At 64.0% G+C, this 16,988-nt stretch carries 18 protein-coding genes; 7 read left to right on the top strand and 11 right to left on the bottom strand.

The genetic code is table 11. The features are described 5' to 3' along the window. The 4 genes from ABIB06_RS20410 to fabI form a co-directional block, all read right to left on the bottom strand. The gene (locus ABIB06_RS20410) at positions 1 to 1,191 is read right to left on the bottom strand and encodes an adenylate/guanylate cyclase domain-containing protein (protein ID WP_354045989.1); all 1,191 of its coding nucleotides are present in this window, start codon (positions 1,189 to 1,191) and stop codon (positions 1 to 3) included. Positions 1,192 to 1,271: 80 nt separating this feature from the next. Next, positions 1,272 to 2,360, bottom strand: coding sequence for a chorismate synthase (gene aroC, locus ABIB06_RS20405; RefSeq protein WP_354045987.1), 1,089 nt, complete (start codon positions 2,358 to 2,360; stop codon positions 1,272 to 1,274). An 89-nt stretch (positions 2,361 to 2,449) separates the two neighbouring features. Next, positions 2,450 to 3,049: a histidine phosphatase family protein gene (locus ABIB06_RS20400; RefSeq protein WP_354045986.1), complete on the bottom strand. Its 600-nt coding sequence runs from the start codon at positions 3,047 to 3,049 to the stop codon at positions 2,450 to 2,452. A 12-nt stretch (positions 3,050 to 3,061) separates the two neighbouring features. Beyond that, complete coding sequence (fabI, locus tag ABIB06_RS20395; RefSeq protein ID WP_247348045.1) at positions 3,062 to 3,889, bottom strand: enoyl-ACP reductase FabI; 828 nt, start codon at positions 3,887 to 3,889, stop codon at positions 3,062 to 3,064. A 172-nt stretch (positions 3,890 to 4,061) separates the two neighbouring features. Here fabI and ABIB06_RS20390 point away from each other — a divergent pair, with 172 nt between their 5' ends. Next, positions 4,062 to 4,550 carry a sigma-70 family RNA polymerase sigma factor gene (locus ABIB06_RS20390; protein WP_354045984.1) on the top strand — a complete coding sequence of 163 codons (489 nt, stop codon included), beginning with the start codon at positions 4,062 to 4,064 and terminating at the stop codon, positions 4,548 to 4,550. A 106-nt stretch (positions 4,551 to 4,656) separates the two neighbouring features. Further along, positions 4,657 to 5,427, top strand: a complete 771-nt coding sequence (locus ABIB06_RS20385) for an anti-sigma factor family protein (protein WP_354045982.1) — start codon at positions 4,657 to 4,659, stop codon at positions 5,425 to 5,427. A 326-nt stretch (positions 5,428 to 5,753) separates the two neighbouring features. Here ABIB06_RS20385 and ABIB06_RS20380 read toward each other — a convergent pair whose 3' ends face one another. Then, positions 5,754 to 6,722, bottom strand: coding sequence for a DnaJ C-terminal domain-containing protein (locus ABIB06_RS20380; RefSeq protein WP_247441863.1), 969 nt, complete (start codon positions 6,720 to 6,722; stop codon positions 5,754 to 5,756). Positions 6,723 to 6,830: 108 nt separating this feature from the next. Then, the gene (locus ABIB06_RS20375; protein ID WP_345946830.1) at positions 6,831 to 7,238 is read right to left on the bottom strand and encodes an RT0821/Lpp0805 family surface protein; all 408 of its coding nucleotides are present in this window, start codon (positions 7,236 to 7,238) and stop codon (positions 6,831 to 6,833) included. Positions 7,239 to 7,351: 113 nt separating this feature from the next. Between ABIB06_RS20375 and pdxH the strand changes: the two genes are divergently transcribed. Together pdxH and ABIB06_RS20365 are read left to right on the top strand one after the other, a co-directional pair. Next, positions 7,352 to 7,993, top strand: coding sequence for a pyridoxamine 5'-phosphate oxidase (gene pdxH, locus ABIB06_RS20370; RefSeq protein WP_354045980.1), 642 nt, complete (start codon positions 7,352 to 7,354; stop codon positions 7,991 to 7,993). A 76-nt stretch (positions 7,994 to 8,069) separates the two neighbouring features. Further along, entirely contained in the window at positions 8,070 to 8,822 is a 753-nt protein-coding gene (locus ABIB06_RS20365) for an SDR family NAD(P)-dependent oxidoreductase (protein ID WP_247348040.1), read from the top strand. Positions 8,823 to 8,872: 50 nt separating this feature from the next. Here the strand turns inward: ABIB06_RS20365 and ABIB06_RS20360 are convergent, their stop codons facing one another. The 3 genes from ABIB06_RS20360 to ABIB06_RS20350 all read right to left on the bottom strand — a co-directional run bounded on the left by ABIB06_RS20360 (position 8,873) and on the right by ABIB06_RS20350 (position 11,136). Next, positions 8,873 to 9,460 (bottom strand): Uma2 family endonuclease, encoded by a 588-nt coding sequence (locus ABIB06_RS20360; protein ID WP_354045978.1) that lies wholly within the window; start codon positions 9,458 to 9,460, stop codon positions 8,873 to 8,875. A gap of 235 nt (positions 9,461 to 9,695) precedes the next feature. Further along, the gene (locus ABIB06_RS20355; RefSeq protein ID WP_247348039.1) at positions 9,696 to 9,914 is read right to left on the bottom strand and encodes a hypothetical protein; all 219 of its coding nucleotides are present in this window, start codon (positions 9,912 to 9,914) and stop codon (positions 9,696 to 9,698) included. Between the two features lie 244 nt (positions 9,915 to 10,158). Continuing rightward, on the bottom strand, positions 10,159 to 11,136 hold the full coding sequence (locus ABIB06_RS20350) for a magnesium transporter CorA family protein (protein ID WP_247348038.1): 978 nt from the start codon (positions 11,134 to 11,136) through the stop codon (positions 10,159 to 10,161). A gap of 335 nt (positions 11,137 to 11,471) precedes the next feature. Between ABIB06_RS20350 and ABIB06_RS20345 the strand changes: the two genes are divergently transcribed. Then, positions 11,472 to 12,158, top strand: a complete 687-nt coding sequence (locus ABIB06_RS20345; RefSeq protein ID WP_247348037.1) for a L,D-transpeptidase — start codon at positions 11,472 to 11,474, stop codon at positions 12,156 to 12,158. A gap of 38 nt (positions 12,159 to 12,196) precedes the next feature. On the opposite strand, the gene ABIB06_RS20340 is transcribed toward ABIB06_RS20345, so the two are convergent. Next, on the bottom strand, positions 12,197 to 13,291 hold the full coding sequence (locus tag ABIB06_RS20340; RefSeq protein ID WP_354045975.1) for an extensin family protein: 1,095 nt from the start codon (positions 13,289 to 13,291) through the stop codon (positions 12,197 to 12,199). A 65-nt stretch (positions 13,292 to 13,356) separates the two neighbouring features. On the opposite strand from ABIB06_RS20340, the gene ABIB06_RS20335 reads away from it, so the two are divergent. After that, on the top strand, positions 13,357 to 14,985 hold the full coding sequence (locus tag ABIB06_RS20335; RefSeq protein ID WP_354045973.1) for a fatty-acid--CoA ligase: 1,629 nt from the start codon (positions 13,357 to 13,359) through the stop codon (positions 14,983 to 14,985). Between the two features lie 173 nt (positions 14,986 to 15,158). Next, positions 15,159 to 16,013 carry a DUF1499 domain-containing protein gene (locus ABIB06_RS20330; RefSeq protein ID WP_354045971.1) on the top strand — a complete coding sequence of 285 codons (855 nt, stop codon included), beginning with the start codon at positions 15,159 to 15,161 and terminating at the stop codon, positions 16,011 to 16,013. Positions 16,014 to 16,020: 7 nt separating this feature from the next. Here ABIB06_RS20330 and ABIB06_RS20325 read toward each other — a convergent pair whose 3' ends face one another. Next, positions 16,021 to 16,944: an MBL fold metallo-hydrolase gene (locus ABIB06_RS20325; protein WP_354045970.1), complete on the bottom strand. Its 924-nt coding sequence runs from the start codon at positions 16,942 to 16,944 to the stop codon at positions 16,021 to 16,023. Between the last annotated feature and the right edge of the window lie 44 nt (positions 16,945 to 16,988).

Below are 16,988 nucleotides of genomic sequence, written 5' to 3'. Positions count from 1 at the left end.
TCAGTCGACCAGCGCCGGCGCTTCATCCGCGAGCCCGTACACGCGCTGCGCCTTGGAAAATCCCGCGATCGGGAATTCTCCGAGCTCGTGCCAGTCGTGTTGGCAGACATTGGCAAAGCCTTCCGAGGCCACGATGGTCCGCCCTAGCCGACCCGTGATCTTCTCGAGCCTGGCGGCAAGGTTGACGGCGGGTCCGATGCAGGTGAAGTCGAGGCGGTTGCCGCCGCCAATATTGCCGTAGAGGATGTTGCCGACATGGAGCGCGACGCCGAAGCGGAAGCGCTCGACGACGTCGCCGACCGGAAAGGCGAGCGCCTCGACGCTGGCGCGGGATTCGCGCGCCGCCTCCAGCACGCGCGAGCAGACATGGGCGGCATCGCCGACATACTCGTCGATCGGGAACACCGCGAGCAAGCCGTCGCCCATGAATTTCAGGACTTCGCCGCCATGGCCCCGGATCGCGGTGACCTGACAGTCGAAATAGTGATTGAGGATCTCGACCACAGTCTCGGCCGGCAGCCGGTCCGACAGCGCGGTGAAGCCGCGCAGGTCGGAGAGCCAGATCGCAGCCTGCATGGTGTCGTTGTGGCCGCGGCGGATCTGGCCGCCGAGGATACGCGCGCCGGCGCGGTTGCCAACATAGGTATCGAGCAGCATCTCGGCGGTGCGGCGCAGGCTGATGATCTCGCTAACGCGCGCAAGCGGTGCCATGAGGGTGCGGATCGCCGCGATGTCGTCATCGCTGAAGCCGCCGGGATCCCGCGTGACCCAACTCGTTGCGTGGATCGAGCCGTCGAGATACGGCATCGGCACCGCGATATAGTCGGTCACCCCTTCGGCGCGCATGTCATCGAGGAACGGAAAGCGCTTGCTGTCGGGGTCGTCCATGCGGCCCCTGACCTCGATCCCCTCTTCGAACACGATACGAAGCGGGCTCCTGGCGAATTCGGGCGTGTCCAGGATATCGAAATCGACGGTCCCGATCTCGACCTTCTGACCTTCCCGCCAGATAAAATTGCGGCCGAAGATTTCCGGATGCAGCGTACGAATGAAGATGCCGAACCGCCACAGCGGCAAGCCGGCTGCGACCAGATGTTCGCAGACGTCGGCGATCATCTCCGACGGGGTCCCCGATGACCTGGCGCCGTCGATCAACCAGTTGGTGATGCGCTGGAGTTGGGCGTTTTGCATGTCCGCATTTGCGGACGAAGTTGTGGGATCGTCAAGCTGCGCGGTGGGCTGGTGGCGCGACACTAGCGACCCACCCAGCGCTAGCGTCCCACCTGCCCGCGGTCGCGCAGGAAATGATCGGCCAGGACGCAGGCCATCATGGCTTCGCCGACGGGGACGGCGCGGATGCCAACGCAGGGGTCGTGGCGGCCCTTGGTGAATATCTCGGTGTCGGCGCCGTTGCGATCGACCGTCAAACGCGGCTGCAGGATCGACGAGGTTGGCTTCACCGCAAAGCGCACCACCACCGGCTGTCCCGTGGAGATGCCGCCCAGCACGCCGCCGGCGTGGTTGGACAGAAAGCGCGTGCCGTCATTGCCGGTACGCATCTCGTCGGCGTTCTCTTCGCCGGTCAATTCCGCCGCGCCAAAGCCGGCGCCGATCTCGACGCCCTTCACCGCGTTGATCGTCATCATCGCGGCTGCCAACTCGGAATCGAGCTTCGCATAGATCGGCGCACCAAGGCCGGCCGGCACGCCTTCGGCGACGACCTCGATCACCGCGCCGATCGAGGAGCCGCTCTTGCGGATGCCGTCGAGATAGGTCTCGAAGAACGCGGCCTTGTCCTTGTCGGGACAGAAGAACGGGTTTTTCGCAATCTCGTCCCAGTCCCACTTGTCGCGGTCGATCTTGTGCGGACCGATCTGCACCAGCGCGCCGCGCACCCTGACGTCGGGCAGCACTTTTCGTGCGATCGCACCGGCAGCAACGCGCGTCGCCGTCTCGCGCGCCGAAGAACGGCCGCCACCGCGGTAATCGCGCAGGCCGTATTTGGCCTCGTAGGTGAAGTCGGCATGACCCGGGCGAAACTTGTCCTTGATCTCGGAATAATCCTTCGAGCGCTGGTCGGTGTTCTCGATCAGCAGCCCGATCGGCGTGCCCGTCGTCACCTGTACGCCGGTCTCCGGATGCACCATCACGCCGGAGAGGATCTTCACCTGATCCGGCTCCTGGCGCTGGGTCGTGAAGCGCGACTGGCCGGGCCGGCGGCGATCGAGATCGCCCTGGATGTCTGCCTCGACGAGCGGGATCATGGGCGGGCAGCCGTCGACCACACAGCCGATCGCTACCCCGTGGCTCTCGCCGAAGGTGGTGACGCGGAACATGTGGCCGAAGGTGTTGAAGGACATCGCGGCTCGCTAGCTTGGTTCCCGCGTGTGGTAACGCGCGGGGGGCCGGGGGTCAAACCCGCAGCCGCCACGGGAGACGGCCAACCGGCTTAACTAAACTTCTCCAGCCGCCCGTCGCGGAACACATAGACTGCGCCCTGCTCGATATAGAGTTCGGCGGCGCTCGACGGCGTCTCCAGGCCGAGTGAAACCATCAGGGCCCGGCAGGTGCCGCCATGGGCAACCGCGACGGTGTCGGTCCGAAGCTGGTCGTACCAGGCGCGCACGCGGACCTGTACTTCGGCGTAGGTCTCCCCGTCCGCGGGGCCCACCGTCCATTTGTCGGCGAGACGCCGGGCGTAGACATCGGGATCGGAGGCCTCGCTCTCAGCCAGCGTCAGTCCCTCCCAGGCGCCGTAGCCGATCTCGCGCAGGCGATCGTCGAGCGTGTAGTCCGCAGGCGGCAGTTCGAGCTTGCCCCGCGCCAGTTCCATGGTCTGCCGCGCGCGGCCAAGCGGGCTCGACACGTAGGGAAATGCAGCCTTGTCGCGGCCGTCGCGCTTGAACAGATCGGCGAGAATGTCCCCGGCCTGCACAGCCTGACCGCGGCCGCGCGCGTTCAGCGGAATGTCCTTGGTACCCTGAAGCCGCCCGAGCGCATTCCACTCGGTCTCGCCGTGGCGAAGGTAATAGATCGTGGGCACGGGCATTCCAGGTAAAGGTTAGTCCTTGCTACCGAACGAAATGTCAGGCGCGTCGGGGCGCTTCATGCCGAGCACGTGATAGCCGGAATCGACGTGGTGCACCTCGCCAGTGACGCCTCGCGACAGGTCGGAGAGGAAATACAGCGCGCTGCCGCCGACATCTTCAGTGGTCACGTTGCGCCGCATCGGTGCGTTGGCCTCGTTCCACTTCAGGATATAGCGGAAATCGCCGATGCCGGACGCCGCGAGCGTCTTGATCGGACCCGCCGAGATCGCGTTGACGCGGATGTTCTTCTCGCCGAGATCGGCCGCGAGATAGCGCACGCTCGCTTCGAGCGCCGCCTTCGCCACGCCCATCACGTTGTAATGCGGCATCCACTTCTCGGCGCCGTAATAGCTGAGCGTGATCAGCGAGCCGCCGTCGGTCATCAGCTTCTCGGCGCGCTGCGCCACGGCCGTGAACGAATAGCAGGAGATCAGCATGGACTTCGAAAAATTTTCCTGCGTGGTGTCGACGTAGCGACCATCCAGCTGCTCGCCATAGGCGATCGCGTGCACCAGGAAATCGATCTTGCCCCACTTCTCCTTCAGCACCGCGAAGGCCGCGTCGATGGTCGCGGCATCGGTGACGTCGCAATGGCCGAGCACGAGCCCGCCGATCTCGGCGGCGAGCGGCTCGACGCGCTTCTTCAGCGCATCGCCCTGGTAGGTGAAGGCGAGCTCGGCGCCGGCCGCGTGGCATGCCTTGGCGATGCCCCAGGCGATCGAACGGTTGTTGGCAACACCGAGGATGACCCCGCGCTTGCCTTGCATCAGTCCCTGCATCAGACCTGAATTCTGCGCCATTTGCTAACGTCCCGTCGAGCTCTCGGTGAGGTCTGGAGGTACACCAGCCCTCCTTTGCGGTACAGTCCTAATACGCGGCGTTAACGCTGTTTCGAGCGCCGGAATAGCTGTTCCGCTCGGGTGTTATGATCGTTGTGGCACTCGCGCCGGACACCAGGACGTCAAGACCGCAATGAGTGCGTTTCGACAAAGTGTGGAAGCAATGATCCCGGCGTTGCGCCGCTACGCCCGCGCGCTCACGCGCGAGGCGGATGCGGCCGACGATCTGGTGCAGGATACATTGGTGCGGGCGCTGCGTTCAGAGCGCCTGTTCCTCGGGGGCGACGTCAGGAGCTGGCTCTACACGATCCTGACCAACCTCAACAAGAACCGGCGGCGCTCGCTGGCAAGGCGCCCGCAATTCATGCAGCTGACGGAGAACAACCCGGATGCCAGCGGGACCGAAGCCGAAGGGCGCGATATCGAGAAGGCACTGGCGACGCTCGTCGAGGAGCAACGCTCGGTGCTGCTCCTGGTGATGCTGGAGGGCATGAGCTATCGCGAGGTCGCCGACATCCAGGGCGTGCCGATCGGCACCGTGATGTCGCGCCTGGCCCGCGCCCGTGCCCACGTTAAAGCCTCGCTGGAGGGTGAGCGCCCGGCGCTCAAGCGGGTGAAGTAATGGCAGGGTGGATGCATTGCGCATGTCGCTTGCCCTGCGTGGAGTGGGAAGCAGCGCAGTTGAACCGCGTAAGATATTTTGGGCCGCAGAGCCAGAGACGACCGATATGAACGACCGCAATATTCCTCTCACAGAAGACGAACTGCACGCCTATGTCGACGGCGAGCTGCCGGCCGAGCGCAGCACCGACGTCGAGGCCTGGCTAGTCGCCCACCCTGACGATGCCGAGCGCGTGCAGTCCTGGCGCGCCGTGGCCGAGATGCTGCACGCCCGCTACGATTCCGTCGCCCAGGAGCAGGTGCCGGCGCGGCTGGAGCTCGAGCGGCTGGAGCGCCGGCCCCGCCAGTGGCTCTATGGCGCCGCCGCGGCGGTGCTTGTTGCCTTCGTCGCCGGCGGCACCGCCGGCTGGGTCGCGCATGGCGCCGCCAATGCCCCCTCGACCTTCCAGAACTTTACGACCGACGCGCTCGACGCACACCGCCTCTACGTCGTCGAGGTTCGCCACCCCGTCGAGGTCGGCGGCAACGAGCGCGACCACCTTCAGGCCTGGCTGACCCGGCGCTGCGGCTGGACCGTGTTTGCACCGAACCTGGAGGCGAGCGGGCTGAAGCTCGTCGGCGGCCGGCTCCTGCCTGGGCCGAACGGTCCGGCGTCGTTCCTGATGTACGAGGGCGCCTCGGGCGAGCGGTACACGATCTACACCGCCAAGACCGAGAACGGCGCGACGCAGATGCGCTACGCCAGAACGGAAAAGGACGGGGCGCTGTTCTGGGCCGAGCACGGCGTCGGCTACGTCGTCAGCGGTGGCGGCGACCGGGACCGGCTGACCAAAGTGGCGCAGGCGGTCTACGACCAGGCAGAGAAAAAAGGCACCTAGACAACCACGCAAACGCGGTGCCTCGATTCCGACATTGAAAATTTGGAATCAAGACATCGGCGCGTCTCATTATCGCACCGGATGATCACGCGAAAATGAGCAGCGTTCGATCCGCCGATCGACGCGGGCGGCCTCGATTGGGGTTTTTGGTACCGCGCTGGTCCCCCTCTCGAGGCCGCACCTTTTTATCGGCTGCCCCGCCGGGCAGCCGACACGTCGAGCACGTGAGCCAACAGGGGCTACCACGCCTCGGCATATGATGAGCATCATCTCCATGGACGACGCTCTCAGTCTTTAGGAGAACCCCTTCAGCTGCCGATCTCGCCCTAACCGAGCCCGCTACGTGGATTGTAGGGGTGTTGGTCCCGCCACTTTTCCATCAATGCTTCAAGCTCGGCGTCGTTCCCGTCCGGTAGCATAATCCTGATGGTGACGAAGAGATCCCCGGTTCCGCCTGCTTTTGGCAATCCTTTGCCCTTAAGGCGGAAGGTCCGGCCGCTGGATGTGTTTTTCGGGACCGACAGTTCCACTGCATTGCCGAGTGTGGGCACGCGGACCTTACCGCCAAGCACCGCCTCATAGAGCGTGACCGGTAGGTCGATCCTGAGGTCGGCACCCTCGACCTTGAAAAACGAATGCGGTGCAATGGTAATCGTGATCAGGAGATCGCCCGGCGGGTGGCCCTGCGCGGTCTCGCCCTGCCCCTTCAGCCGGATCTGCTGGCCGCTGACCACGCCGACCGGAATTTTGACGTTGAGTTCCTTGCCCGTCGGCAGCCGGACGCGCTTCTCCCCGCCCTGCACCGACTCCTCCAGCGAAACGGTCATGGCGACGTTCAGGTCGAGATCGACCCCGATCCCGCCGGTGTCGAATTCGAACTGCCCGGGCCCGCCGGCCCCGGGCCGCGCCCCGCGCACCCCGCCCCCGAACATGCTGTTGAGGATGTCCTCGAACGCGCCGCCGCCCTGACCAGGGCCCGCGCCGCCACTGCGGAACGTGTAGCTTTCGAACCCGCCGGGACCGGCGCGACCGCGCGGCCCGCCGCTGCCGCCGGGAAAGCCCTGGAACCGCGGCTTGCCGTCGGCGCCGATCTCGCCACGATCAAACTGCTTGCGCTTATCCTCGTCGCCGAGGATCTCGTTGGCCGTGTTGATCTCGGCGAAGTGCTCGGCGGCCCGCGGATCGTTCTGGTTGTTGTCGGGATGGTGCTTCTTGGCAAGCTTGCGATAGGCGCTCTTGATCGCGGCAGCGTTGGCGCTCCGCGGCACCCCCAAGACCTCGTAGGGGTCGCGCATCCGTCACGTCTCCTTCAGGAAATCGATATGTTCAAAGGGCTCCCCGCCCCACCTGGGCTTGATGTGGGGGCGAGTGGCATTTTTGCAACTAGCTCGCGGAGCCGATTTCTAACTCCGCCACGGCTTTAGCGTATGAATCTCCCAACGGCCACGGCTGCTTTGGCAGCCGGCGCCCTGGAGCCAGCTTTCGGTGGTGCCGTTGACATAGCTCGCGAGGAAGTCGCGGCACTTGCGGCCGTCCTCGGCGGCATAGGATTGCGCGATCGGCGTCACCGAACCGCGGGCGCCGGTCTCGGGATTCTCCCAGTGTTGGCTGGAATCCTTGTCGCCCTTGCTCAGGATGTCTGAGGCGGCATTGCGGGCGAAGGCGAGATCGGTCTCGGTCGGAGCCGCCTCCTTCGCCGACATCGTGATCGAGCCGGTGAGATCGCTGTCGTCGGCCTTGGCGTAGGCACTCTTGTCATTGCGGGAAAAGCTGCAACCGCCGGTGCCAAGCCCGATCAGAACGATCGTCATGACGACGCCGGACGGCCGGATCGTCGATAGGCCAACGCGTCCCCATGCCCTATATAGGGCGGTAGCGGACAACAACGCGTTTTGGGCCGCAGGACGCAACTCGGACTCCAGACATGACCGACACGACCCCGATGAAACACCAGACACCCTTAACATCCGGTGATTTCACCGCCGCCGACGAACCTTTTGCGCTGTTCGAGGCTTGGCTGAACGAGGCGATCAAGAGCGAGCCGAACGATCCGAACGCCATGGCGCTCTCGACCGTCGACGCCGACGGCCTGCCGGACGTGCGCATGGTGCTGATGAAAGGCTTCGATACCGAGGGTTTCGTCTTCTACAGCCACATCGCCAGCCAGAAGGGCCGCGAACTCGCCGCAAATCCTAAGGCCGCGTTACTTTTTCACTGGAAGTCGCTGCGCCGGCAGGTCCGCATCCGCGGCAACGTGACGCCGGTAAGCGAGGCCGAAGCCGACGCCTATTTCGCCACCCGTCCGAAGCAGGCGCAGATCGGCGCCTGGGCGAGCAAGCAGTCGCAAGAGCTAGAGAGCCGCTTCGCCTTCGAGCAGGCGATCGCCAAGGTCGCCGCCAAGCACATGATCGGCGAGGTGCCGCGACCGCCGGGCTGGAGCGGCTGGCGCATCACGCCGTCGCGTATCGAGTTCTGGCACGATCGCCCATTCCGCCTGCACGACCGCATCGAATTTCGTCGTGACGCGGCCGGCCAACCATGGTCCAAGGCGCGGATGTATCCTTAGTATTTTGTTTGAGCATGATCTTTTCGGAAAACCGCTGCACAATTTTCCGGATCATGCTCCAACCTGAAAGAGCTTCATGTCGCAGTCTTCCAACGCGCCACGCCGTACGCTGCTCCTGACCGGAGCCAGCCGCGGCATCGGCCACGCGACCGTAATCCGATTTTCCTCGGCCGGCTGGCGCGTCATCACCTGTTCGCGGCATCCGTTCCCGGAGGATTGTCCCTGGGATGCGGGCCCTGAGGACCATATCCAGGTCGACCTCGCCACCCCCACCGATACCACGCGCGCGATCTCCGACATCCGCGACCGCCTCGAAGGCGGCATGCTGCATGCGCTGGTCAACAACGCCGCGATCTCGCCAAAGGGTGTCGGCGGCTCCAGGCTCGGCTCGGTCGACACTGACCTCGAGACCTGGACGCACGTGTTCAACGTCAACTTCTTCGCTCCGATCATGATGGCGCGGGGGCTGATCGAGGAATTGAAGGCGGCCAGGGGATCGGTGGTCAACGTCACTTCGATCGCCGGCTCGCGCGTACATCCCTTCGCGGGCGCCGCCTACGCAACCTCGAAGGCCGCGCTCGCATCCCTGACGCGCGAGATGGCCTCCGACTTCGGCCGCGTCGGCGTTCGCGTCAACGCGATCGCGCCAGGCGAGATCGACACCTCGATCCTGTCGCCGGGCACCGAGAAGATCGTCGACCAGCAGATCCCGATGCACCGCCTCGGCACGCCCGACGAGGTCGCCAAGATCATCTACGTGCTGTGCACGGACACCTCGTCCTATGTCAACGGCGCCGAGATCCACATCAACGGCGGTCAGCACGTGTAACCTCTCGTCGTCATTGAATGAAGGTCAGTTGCGGCGAGTCTGACAGCCCTTCAAGCAGGGCGCTTCCGGCGACGTGGCTGCAACGGCGTCCCCTCATAGAGATCAGCGACGGCGCATTGCAGTCCGAATGCAGGCAGCTTTAATTCCTCGGACCCGCCGAGTGTTTGCGAGTTCCAACCACTCGGCGTTCTGGCGTCGAGACGGACCTCCATTCGGTCCTGCTCGATGATGAGCACCGCTTCGCAGGCCGCATGCGCGAGGTAGATGGTTCGTTTGACGTCGATCCACCTCTTCTCGGTGGCGGGCACCCGCGTGTCGTCAGTGGCGGAGACGATCTCTGCCAACAGATAGGCTCGCTCGACGAACCTCTGGTCCGGCTCGTACTCGGCGTCGATGACGGCAACATCCGGGTCGGGGCGGAATTCGCCCGATCCGAGTTCGATGCCGGGACGCTGCATTGCGATGCGACTCTGATCGTGACTCGCCAGCGCGTCATAGAGCAGACGCTCAAGATTTCCCGCGATGCGGTTGTGCGCAATCGTTGGCGGCGTCATCATCATCGGGACACCTCCGACAAGCTCCCAGCGCTCATGGTCCGGCCGACCTTCCTGGAACAGGCGGAAGCGCTCGCCGGACATCCGCCCGGCCGTGGTGGGTTTTTCGATTCCAACACCCATCGGCGTCTCCGACGTCACCGGGCGCGAGCCTAATCGGCTCCGCCGTGAACGCCAATAGAGATAAGAAGGGCTGGCAGGGGACGCCACCGTCCCCGTCAGACGCTGCGAGCCAAATGTGGGGAAGAGCTACGGGAACGGAAGCAAGGCGATCCAGACAACGCCGCCGCAAGACCTGGATCGCCCTTACCTTCCGTTGTCAATCGGCGCGAAACCGACGCGGCTGTTCGCGCAGCCGGGGAGCTGCGGAAGTGATTGCAGTCGAGCAGTCGTCGTCGTTCTCGCCGTCGAGCAGCGGAGCACCACAGTGCCGGCACATGCGTGCCGACATCGACGACGCCTTGCCGCTCGCCAGGACCTGACGATAATTCGCCAGATCGATGACGTTGCGGGGCGACGTTATGTGTTTTTCAACCATGGCTGTTCCTCGCGGCTAACATGCTGCTTATCGCAGACAAGTTTCGCGCAAACGTTCAGCCCACCGCTCAAATTTTATCGGAGGAATTGGGGCGCTGCGCACACATCACCGCACGGCCTCAATCCCGATCTATTCTGCAACACCCAACGCCATCTCTCTGTGACCGGCGTAAGGTCTCGGTAGGTATCTTTGCTTGAGCATGATCTTTTCGGAAAACCGCTGCACACTTTTCCGGATCATGCTCCTACAGCCACTTCTTCCACTTGAAGATCCAGTAAGGAACGATCGCCGCGATCAGCATTAGAACCAGCGCGTACGGATAGCCGTGCGCCCAATCGAGTTCCGGCATCGACTTGAAGTTCATGCCGTAGATCGAGGCGATCAGCGTTGGTGGCATCAGGACAACGGCCATGACCGAAAACAGCTTGATGATGTTGTTCTGCTCGAGATTGACGACGCCGAGCATGGCGTCGAGCACGAAGGTGATCTTGCTGGAGAGATAGGAGGCGTGGTCGGTCAGCGAGGAGACGTCGCGCTGCATGGTCTTGAGCTGCTCGCGCATGTCCTTCGACCATTTCACGCCTTCGACGATCGCCGAGAGGAAGGTGACGACGCGGCCGATCGACACCAGGCTCTCGCGGACCTTGGAGGTCAGGTCGCCCTTGCGGCCGATCGAGATCAGGATTTGCGAGTATTGCTTGGCGTGGCCGTGACGCTCGCTCTCCGGCTCGAAGATGTCATGGGAGACCTGGTCGATGTCGGCGCCGCAGCGTTCCAGAATGTCGGCGCAGCGGTCGATCACCGCGTCCAGCAGTTCCATCAGCACCATCTCGCCGGTGATCGCAGGCGTGCAGGACCGGGCAAGCTTGGCTTCCACCAGCGCAAAGGGCTTCGGCTGGTCGTAGCGCACTGTCACCAGGCGATGGTCGCCGAGAATGAAGGTGACGGCCGTGGTCCGGGGCATGTCGGTATCGGATTGGCACATCAGCGTCGCCGTCATGTAGCGCGCGCCGTTCTCGATATAGAGGCGGCTGGAGATCTCGATCTCCTGCATGTCCTCCCGGGTGGGGATCGCGATCCCCGACAGCTTCTCCACGGCCTTGTCCTCGGCCGCGGTCGGGTTGACCAGGTCGATCCAGACCGCATGCTCCGGTACTGCCGCCAGATCCTCGACGATGGCCTTCTTGAGGGAGGATTCGGAGGGAACAAATACCGAAAACATGAACAACTCCAGAGAACCTGCGACAGAATGACAGCGTTTAGCGCGATTCTGACAAGTTCATGATGACAAGCACATTAACGGAGCGTTTGCATTTGTGGCGGCGCCGTGGCTCAACTGTGGCACGAAAACACACATGCGCGCGCGTTGCCCAGAAACCGTCGCTGGACCGCAAAACTTGCGGCAGAAAAGCCACAGGTAAGGTCTTGCAGCGCGGGAAAAGCTTCGAAACGCTGGAATTGTGGCAGATTTCAACGATAATGGGGCCAACGGAGTCGTGGTCTTTGGGCTTGGTCCAAGCTCCACGCAAGTTTGTTGTTGTCGATTGGAACCAAATCATGTCGTCGCTGAAAGTTATGCTGGGTATTTTGGCCGCTGGCCTGATGCTGTCGGGCTGCATGCAGGCCACACATTTTGAGGCGACCGACACCAAGGCCTTCAAGCCGAAGGACAAGGAACTGCTTGCCAAGGTTCGGTACGAGAACACCCCGGTCGCAGAGCCATTCCGCCGCGCCATCGTCGACTATCACCGCAAGGAATCACCGGGTTCGATCGTGGTCGATTCCGACAACCACTACCTTTACTGGGTGATGGATGGCGGAAAGGCGATCCGCTACGGCATCACGGTCGGCGAAGAGGCCATGGCCTGGTCGGGCATCGCCAAGGTCGGCAGCATGACCGAGTGGCCGGCATGGCATCCGACCCCGGGCGAGATTTCACGTCTGGGCGTACCGACCTTCGTTGCGCCCGGTCCGGACAATCCGATGGGCTCGCGCGCGATGTATCTCTATTCGGGCGGCAAGGACACGCTGTTCCGCATCCACGGTACCAACCAGCCGGAATATATCGGCGCCTCGATTTCGTCGGGCTGTATCCGCATGACCAACGAGGACGCGATCGACCTCTATACCCGCGTCAAGGTCGGTACGATTGTGGTCGTGCTGGAACCCAAGCATGGCGACTCGCCCTATAATTCGCGGCTGGCGCTCGGCGCCGGCGGAACTGGCCAGGCGGGCAGCTACTGATCCCGTCCTGATCTTTCCGAGCTTCAAAAGCGCCGGTTTCACCGGCGCTTTTTTGTTGCCGGCTTGTGCGGCTGGGCTTTGCTGCCGTCGACCGCCGGCTTGTCCGAAGGGGATTTCTGCGCCGCCTCGTTATCAGCTCCCTGCTTTGGCTCGGGCTTGGCCGCGACCTCGCGCGGCGGCGCCTCCTCGGGCCGTTCCGCCGGCAGGAGCGGGGCAACCTGCGGCAGGGGATCCCAGACATTCCACTGGCAGATCCGGTAATCATTGCGCCGCTGCGCCAGATCGAGATGGATATGGTCCTCGTGGTACCAGTCCGAGCCCGGCCCAAGTACGGTGGAAAAGCGCGAACAGACCGAATGCAGCACGCGCTCGCGGACCTCGCGCGGCATGGTGCGGTCGGTCAGGCCGATCGACTGCCCGTTGACCAGCTTGATGGCGCGGACATCGAGCGCGTTGGCCTTGCCGTGCTCGGACAGCGTGGCGCCGACAACGCGATTGCGGCCGCGGCACTCGAAACTGTCGAAATTGTCGAGATCGCTGATGGTCGAGCCAAGGCTCGCGGCCAGCGGCACCATGTCCTTGCGCACCCAATCGGCCATCGCTGACGCCATGGTGCAGCGGAGGATCGCCGCCGGCTTGACCGCTACCTTGCGCTTGTCCGGTAGCACGATGGCTTCGAGCCGAACCAGATCCTCACCGCCGCAAGCGCCCGGACCGCGGATATCCGGAATGGACGGCGCGATAGCGATCTCCTCGGTCAGCGCGAGGCGGCAGGAAGAGGCCTGCTTCTCGGGCGGCGGCGCGGCCTCGGCGGGCTTGCTGGCGCCAGGTTCGTCCGCGGAAGGCTTGTCGGGCGAAGGCTTGCCGTCAGTCTCTGGAGGGACCGCGTCCGATGCTTTGGGGGCCTCCTCAGGGCGGGGTCTCGGGAGCGGGATCCTGCCAGGGACCTTGGCAGAATGAACCGTCGCGCGCGGCCGTGGTGCAGCAATGCCGAAGATATCCAGCGGGGAGGCATATTTTCGCGCCTCTGCCCGATCCGCAAGCACGAGCGCGACGGTAACCATTGCCGCGCCGGCGGACATATAGCCGCGACAAGACCATTTGCGGCGAAGGGCCGGCAGGCTAAAACTCATGACAATTCTTTGGCCCAACGCTGAGAGCGACAATCCGCCCAGCGGCTTCTCGGAGGAACGACGGAATGCTTGGTTTGATGCAAGACTGGCCCCTGCTCTGCCACCGGATCATCGAACACGCCGCCAGGATTCATGGCAAGCAGGAGGTCGTCACGCGCTCGGTCGAAGGACCGATCCATCGCACCAATTATGCCGAGATCCACAAGCGCGCGCTCAAGGTCTCGCAGATGCTGGAGCGCGGCGGCATCAAGCTCGGCGACCGTGTCGCAACGATCGCCTGGAACACCTGGCGCCATATCGAGGTCTGGTACGGCATCATGGGGATCGGCGCCATCTGCCATACCGTCAATCCCCGGCTTTTCCCCGAGCAGATCGCCTGGATCATCAACCATGCGCAGGACCGCATCGTGATGACCGACATCACTTTCGTTCCGGTCCTGGAGAAGATCGCCGACAAGCTGACAAGCGTGGAACGCTACGTCGTGCTCACCGACAAGGCGCACATGCCACAGACGACGCTGAAGAATGTGGTCGCCTACGAGGACTGGATTGCGGAGGCCGACGGCGAATTTAAATGGAAGGACTTTGACGAGAACACGGCGGCTGCGATGTGCTACACGTCAGGCACCACCGGCGACCCCAAGGGCGTGCTGTATTCGCATCGCTCCAACGTGCTGCATGCGCTGATGGCGAACAATGTCGACGCGCTCGGCACCAGCGCCTCCGAGACCATGCTCCCCGTGGTGCCGCTCTTCCACGCCAACAGCTGGGGCATCGCCTTCTCCGCGCCCTCGCAGGGCACCAAGCTGGTCATGCCCGGCGCCAAGCTCGACGGCGCCTCGGTCTACGAGCTGCTCTCGACCGAGAGAGTGACGCATACCGCCGGCGTGCCCACGGTGTGGCTGATGCTGCTCCAGCACATGGCCGCCAACAATCTCAAGCTGCCGGATCTGAAGATGGTGATCTGCGGCGGCTCGGCGATGCCGCGCTCGATGATCAAGGCCTTCCTCGACATGGGCTCGAACGTCCGCCACGCCTGGGGCATGACCGAGATGAGCCCGATCGGCAGCGTCGCGGCGCTGAAGCCGCCGTTCCAGAATGCGACGGGCGATGCGCGGCTCGACGTGCTCCAGATGCAAGGCTACGCGCCGTTCGCCGTCGAGATGAAGATCACCGACGATGCCGGCAAGGAACTGCCATGGGACGGCACGACCTTCGGCCGTTTGAAAGTCTCCGGCCCCGCCGTCGCCAAAGCCTATTTCCGCATCGACGCCAACATCCTCGACGAGGACGGCTTCTTCGACACAGGCGACGTCGCGACCATCGACGAGGCCGGCTACATGCGGATCACCGACCGCTCCAAGGACGTGATCAAATCCGGCGGCGAGTGGATCTCCTCGATCGACCTGGAAAACCTCGCAATCGGCCATCCCGCGGTGGCGGAAGCCGCCGTGATCGGCGTGTTCCATCCCAAATGGGACGAGCGTCCGCTGCTGATCGTGCAGCTCAAGCAGGGCCAGCAGGCCAGCCGCGAGGACATCCTGAAGTTCATGGACGGCAAGATCGCCAAATGGTGGATGCCCGACGACGTCGCTTTCGTCGACGGCATCCCGCACACGGCGACGGGCAAGATCCTGAAGACCGCGCTGCGTGACCAGTTCAAGGACTATCGCTTCCCGAACGCGGCGGCGTAGGCGGCCGAACCAAACACTGTCATTCCGGGGCGATGCCAACGGCATCGAATCCGGAATGACAGGCCGTAACATCCCGGGAACCCTTGAATTTGCCTCCGGGCCGTGATCTCAACGGCTCATAGTCGCGCCAAATCGGCCGATACCGCCCCAAGACTCCCGGCAGAGCTCACCCGATGGCCCGCAGGTTTTCCGCTCCCTATCAGTCGGAGCCCGTGTCCAGCCTCGCGAGCTGGGCGCGCAATTTGGCCGTGTTCGCAGTGGTGGCGGTGGTGGTCTCGATCATCATCCTCCGGTTCGGCTTCCTGGAGATGAAGCCGGCACTCGCGACTTTCTTCGGCGGGCTCGGGATCGCCGCGCTCTCGATCCTGTTCGGGCTCGCCGGCTTTGCCGCGATCTGGCAGAACGGCTCGCGCGGCATGGCGCGCATCCTGCTTGCCTTCCTGATCGCCGGCGCGATCCTCGCCTATCCCGCTTATCTCGGCCTGCAATACCGCAAGCTGCCGGCGATCCACGACATCACCACCGACCCGATCGATCCGCCGCGCTTCGACGCACTGGCCCGCCTGCGCACCGGCGATGGCGCCAATACCGCTGTTTATGCCGGCCTCTATTCGGCCGAGCAGCAGCGTCAGTTCTATCCTGATATCGAGCCGATCGAGCTTGAGATTTCGGTCGACCGCGCCTATGCGATCGCGCTTCAGCTCGTCAACAAGCGCAAATGGCTGGTCATCGACGAGCGCGCGCCGCAGCCGCCGCGCCGCATCGGCCGCATCGAGGCTGTGGCACGCTCGCCGATCATGGGATTCCGCGAGGACATCGCGATCCGCGTCGTACCCGACGGCGACGATTCCCGCGTCGATATCCGGTCCGCCTCGCGCTATTTCGAGAGCGATCTCGGCAGCAACGCCGCGCGCGTGAAAAAATTCATCGACGACCTCAACACCGCCGCCGATGCCGACGCACTCAAGCCGGTGAAGAAGACCCCGGTGATGCCGCCGAAGGCGCCGGCGAAGACGGTGAAGAAGTGACGGAACGCTAAGCGTTCGCCATCCGATACGTCCCGCCAATCACGGGATCACCGTCCGTCGCCACCACGCCGCGGGCGACCAGATCTTCCAGATGCGCCAGCACGGAATAGCCGGCAGCTGTCGTCAGCCTGGGATCGATGCCGATATAGATCGCGCGGACCATGGTCGGGATGTCGGTCTCACCCTTGGTGAGCCGATGCAGGATCGAGGACTCGCGCGCCTTGCGGTGACGGATCAGGAAGCGCACGAAACGCGGGCCGTCCGGGATCTCGGGACCGTGGCCGGAGAAATACAGATCCTCCTCGCGTGCGGCCAGGCGGTCGAGTGACTCCATGTAGTCGATCATCGAGCCGTCGGGCGGCGCCACGATCGAGGTCGACCAGCCCATCACATGATCGCCGACGAAGTTGAATTTTCGCTCGGGCCAGGCGAACGCGAGATGATTAGCGGTGTGGCCGGGCGTCGCCACCGCCTCGAGCCGCCAGCCGTCGCCTTCGACGACGTCGCCATGGGCGATCCTGATATCGGGCGCGAAGTCGCGGTCCGCGCCGGATTCCGGATTGTGCTTCTCGCTCTCGAAACGCGGGCGCGAGGCGCGGTGCGGGCCTTCGGCATAGACCGGCGCGCCGGTCGCCTGCTTGATCCGCGCGGTGTTCGGCGAATGGTCGCGGTGGGTGTGGGTGACGAAGATATGGCTCACCGTCTCGCCGCTGACAGCATCGAGCAGCGCCGCCGCGTGCGCCTCGTGGTCCGGACCGGGATCGATGATCGCGACGTTGCCTTGGCCGACGATGTAACTGACCGTGCCGGTGAAAGTGAACGGGCTCGGATTGTTACAGAGCACGCGCCGCACACCGGGGCGGACTTCCTCGACGACGCCGGGCTTCAGCGGAAAGTTGCGGTTGAACGGGACGTCGTCGTTGTCGGACATGGCTCATACCTTGCTGACTTCGTCTTGCCCGGGCTTGTGCCGGG

Source organism: Bradyrhizobium sp. LB8.2 (genome assembly GCF_040548035.1).
GTDB lineage: Bacteria > Pseudomonadota > Alphaproteobacteria > Rhizobiales > Xanthobacteraceae > Bradyrhizobium.
The sequence above is the reverse complement of the archived record's forward strand: the minus strand, read 5'-3'. Positions and strand labels throughout refer to the sequence as shown.

What these genes read in the sequence shown, in the direction of transcription:
- ABIB06_RS20410 (WP_354045989.1), bottom strand. Translation starts at nt 1,191, where the DNA reads ATGCAAAACGCCCAACTCCAGCGCATCACCAACTGGTTGATCGACGGC.
- aroC (WP_354045987.1), bottom strand. Translation starts at nt 2,360, where the DNA reads ATGTCCTTCAACACCTTCGGCCACATGTTCCGCGTCACCACCTTCGGC.
- ABIB06_RS20400 (WP_354045986.1), bottom strand. Translation starts at nt 3,049, where the DNA reads ATGCCCGTGCCCACGATCTATTACCTTCGCCACGGCGAGACCGAGTGG.
- fabI (WP_247348045.1), bottom strand. Translation starts at nt 3,889, where the DNA reads ATGGCGCAGAATTCAGGTCTGATGCAGGGACTGATGCAAGGCAAGCGC.
- ABIB06_RS20390 (WP_354045984.1), top strand. Translation starts at nt 4,062, where the DNA reads ATGAGTGCGTTTCGACAAAGTGTGGAAGCAATGATCCCGGCGTTGCGC.
- ABIB06_RS20385 (WP_354045982.1), top strand. Translation starts at nt 4,657, where the DNA reads ATGAACGACCGCAATATTCCTCTCACAGAAGACGAACTGCACGCCTAT.
- ABIB06_RS20380 (WP_247441863.1), bottom strand. Translation starts at nt 6,722, where the DNA reads ATGCGCGACCCCTACGAGGTCTTGGGGGTGCCGCGGAGCGCCAACGCT.
- ABIB06_RS20375 (WP_345946830.1), bottom strand. Translation starts at nt 7,238, where the DNA reads ATGACGATCGTTCTGATCGGGCTTGGCACCGGCGGTTGCAGCTTTTCC.
- pdxH (WP_354045980.1), top strand. Translation starts at nt 7,352, where the DNA reads ATGACCGACACGACCCCGATGAAACACCAGACACCCTTAACATCCGGT.
- ABIB06_RS20365 (WP_247348040.1), top strand. Translation starts at nt 8,070, where the DNA reads ATGTCGCAGTCTTCCAACGCGCCACGCCGTACGCTGCTCCTGACCGGA.
- ABIB06_RS20360 (WP_354045978.1), bottom strand. Translation starts at nt 9,460, where the DNA reads ATGTCCGGCGAGCGCTTCCGCCTGTTCCAGGAAGGTCGGCCGGACCAT.
- ABIB06_RS20355 (WP_247348039.1), bottom strand. Translation starts at nt 9,914, where the DNA reads ATGGTTGAAAAACACATAACGTCGCCCCGCAACGTCATCGATCTGGCG.
- ABIB06_RS20350 (WP_247348038.1), bottom strand. Translation starts at nt 11,136, where the DNA reads ATGTTTTCGGTATTTGTTCCCTCCGAATCCTCCCTCAAGAAGGCCATC.
- ABIB06_RS20345 (WP_247348037.1), top strand. Translation starts at nt 11,472, where the DNA reads ATGTCGTCGCTGAAAGTTATGCTGGGTATTTTGGCCGCTGGCCTGATG.
- ABIB06_RS20340 (WP_354045975.1), bottom strand. Translation starts at nt 13,291, where the DNA reads ATGAGTTTTAGCCTGCCGGCCCTTCGCCGCAAATGGTCTTGTCGCGGC.
- ABIB06_RS20335 (WP_354045973.1), top strand. Translation starts at nt 13,357, where the DNA reads ATGCTTGGTTTGATGCAAGACTGGCCCCTGCTCTGCCACCGGATCATC.
- ABIB06_RS20330 (WP_354045971.1), top strand. Translation starts at nt 15,159, where the DNA reads ATGGCCCGCAGGTTTTCCGCTCCCTATCAGTCGGAGCCCGTGTCCAGC.
- ABIB06_RS20325 (WP_354045970.1), bottom strand. Translation starts at nt 16,944, where the DNA reads ATGTCCGACAACGACGACGTCCCGTTCAACCGCAACTTTCCGCTGAAG.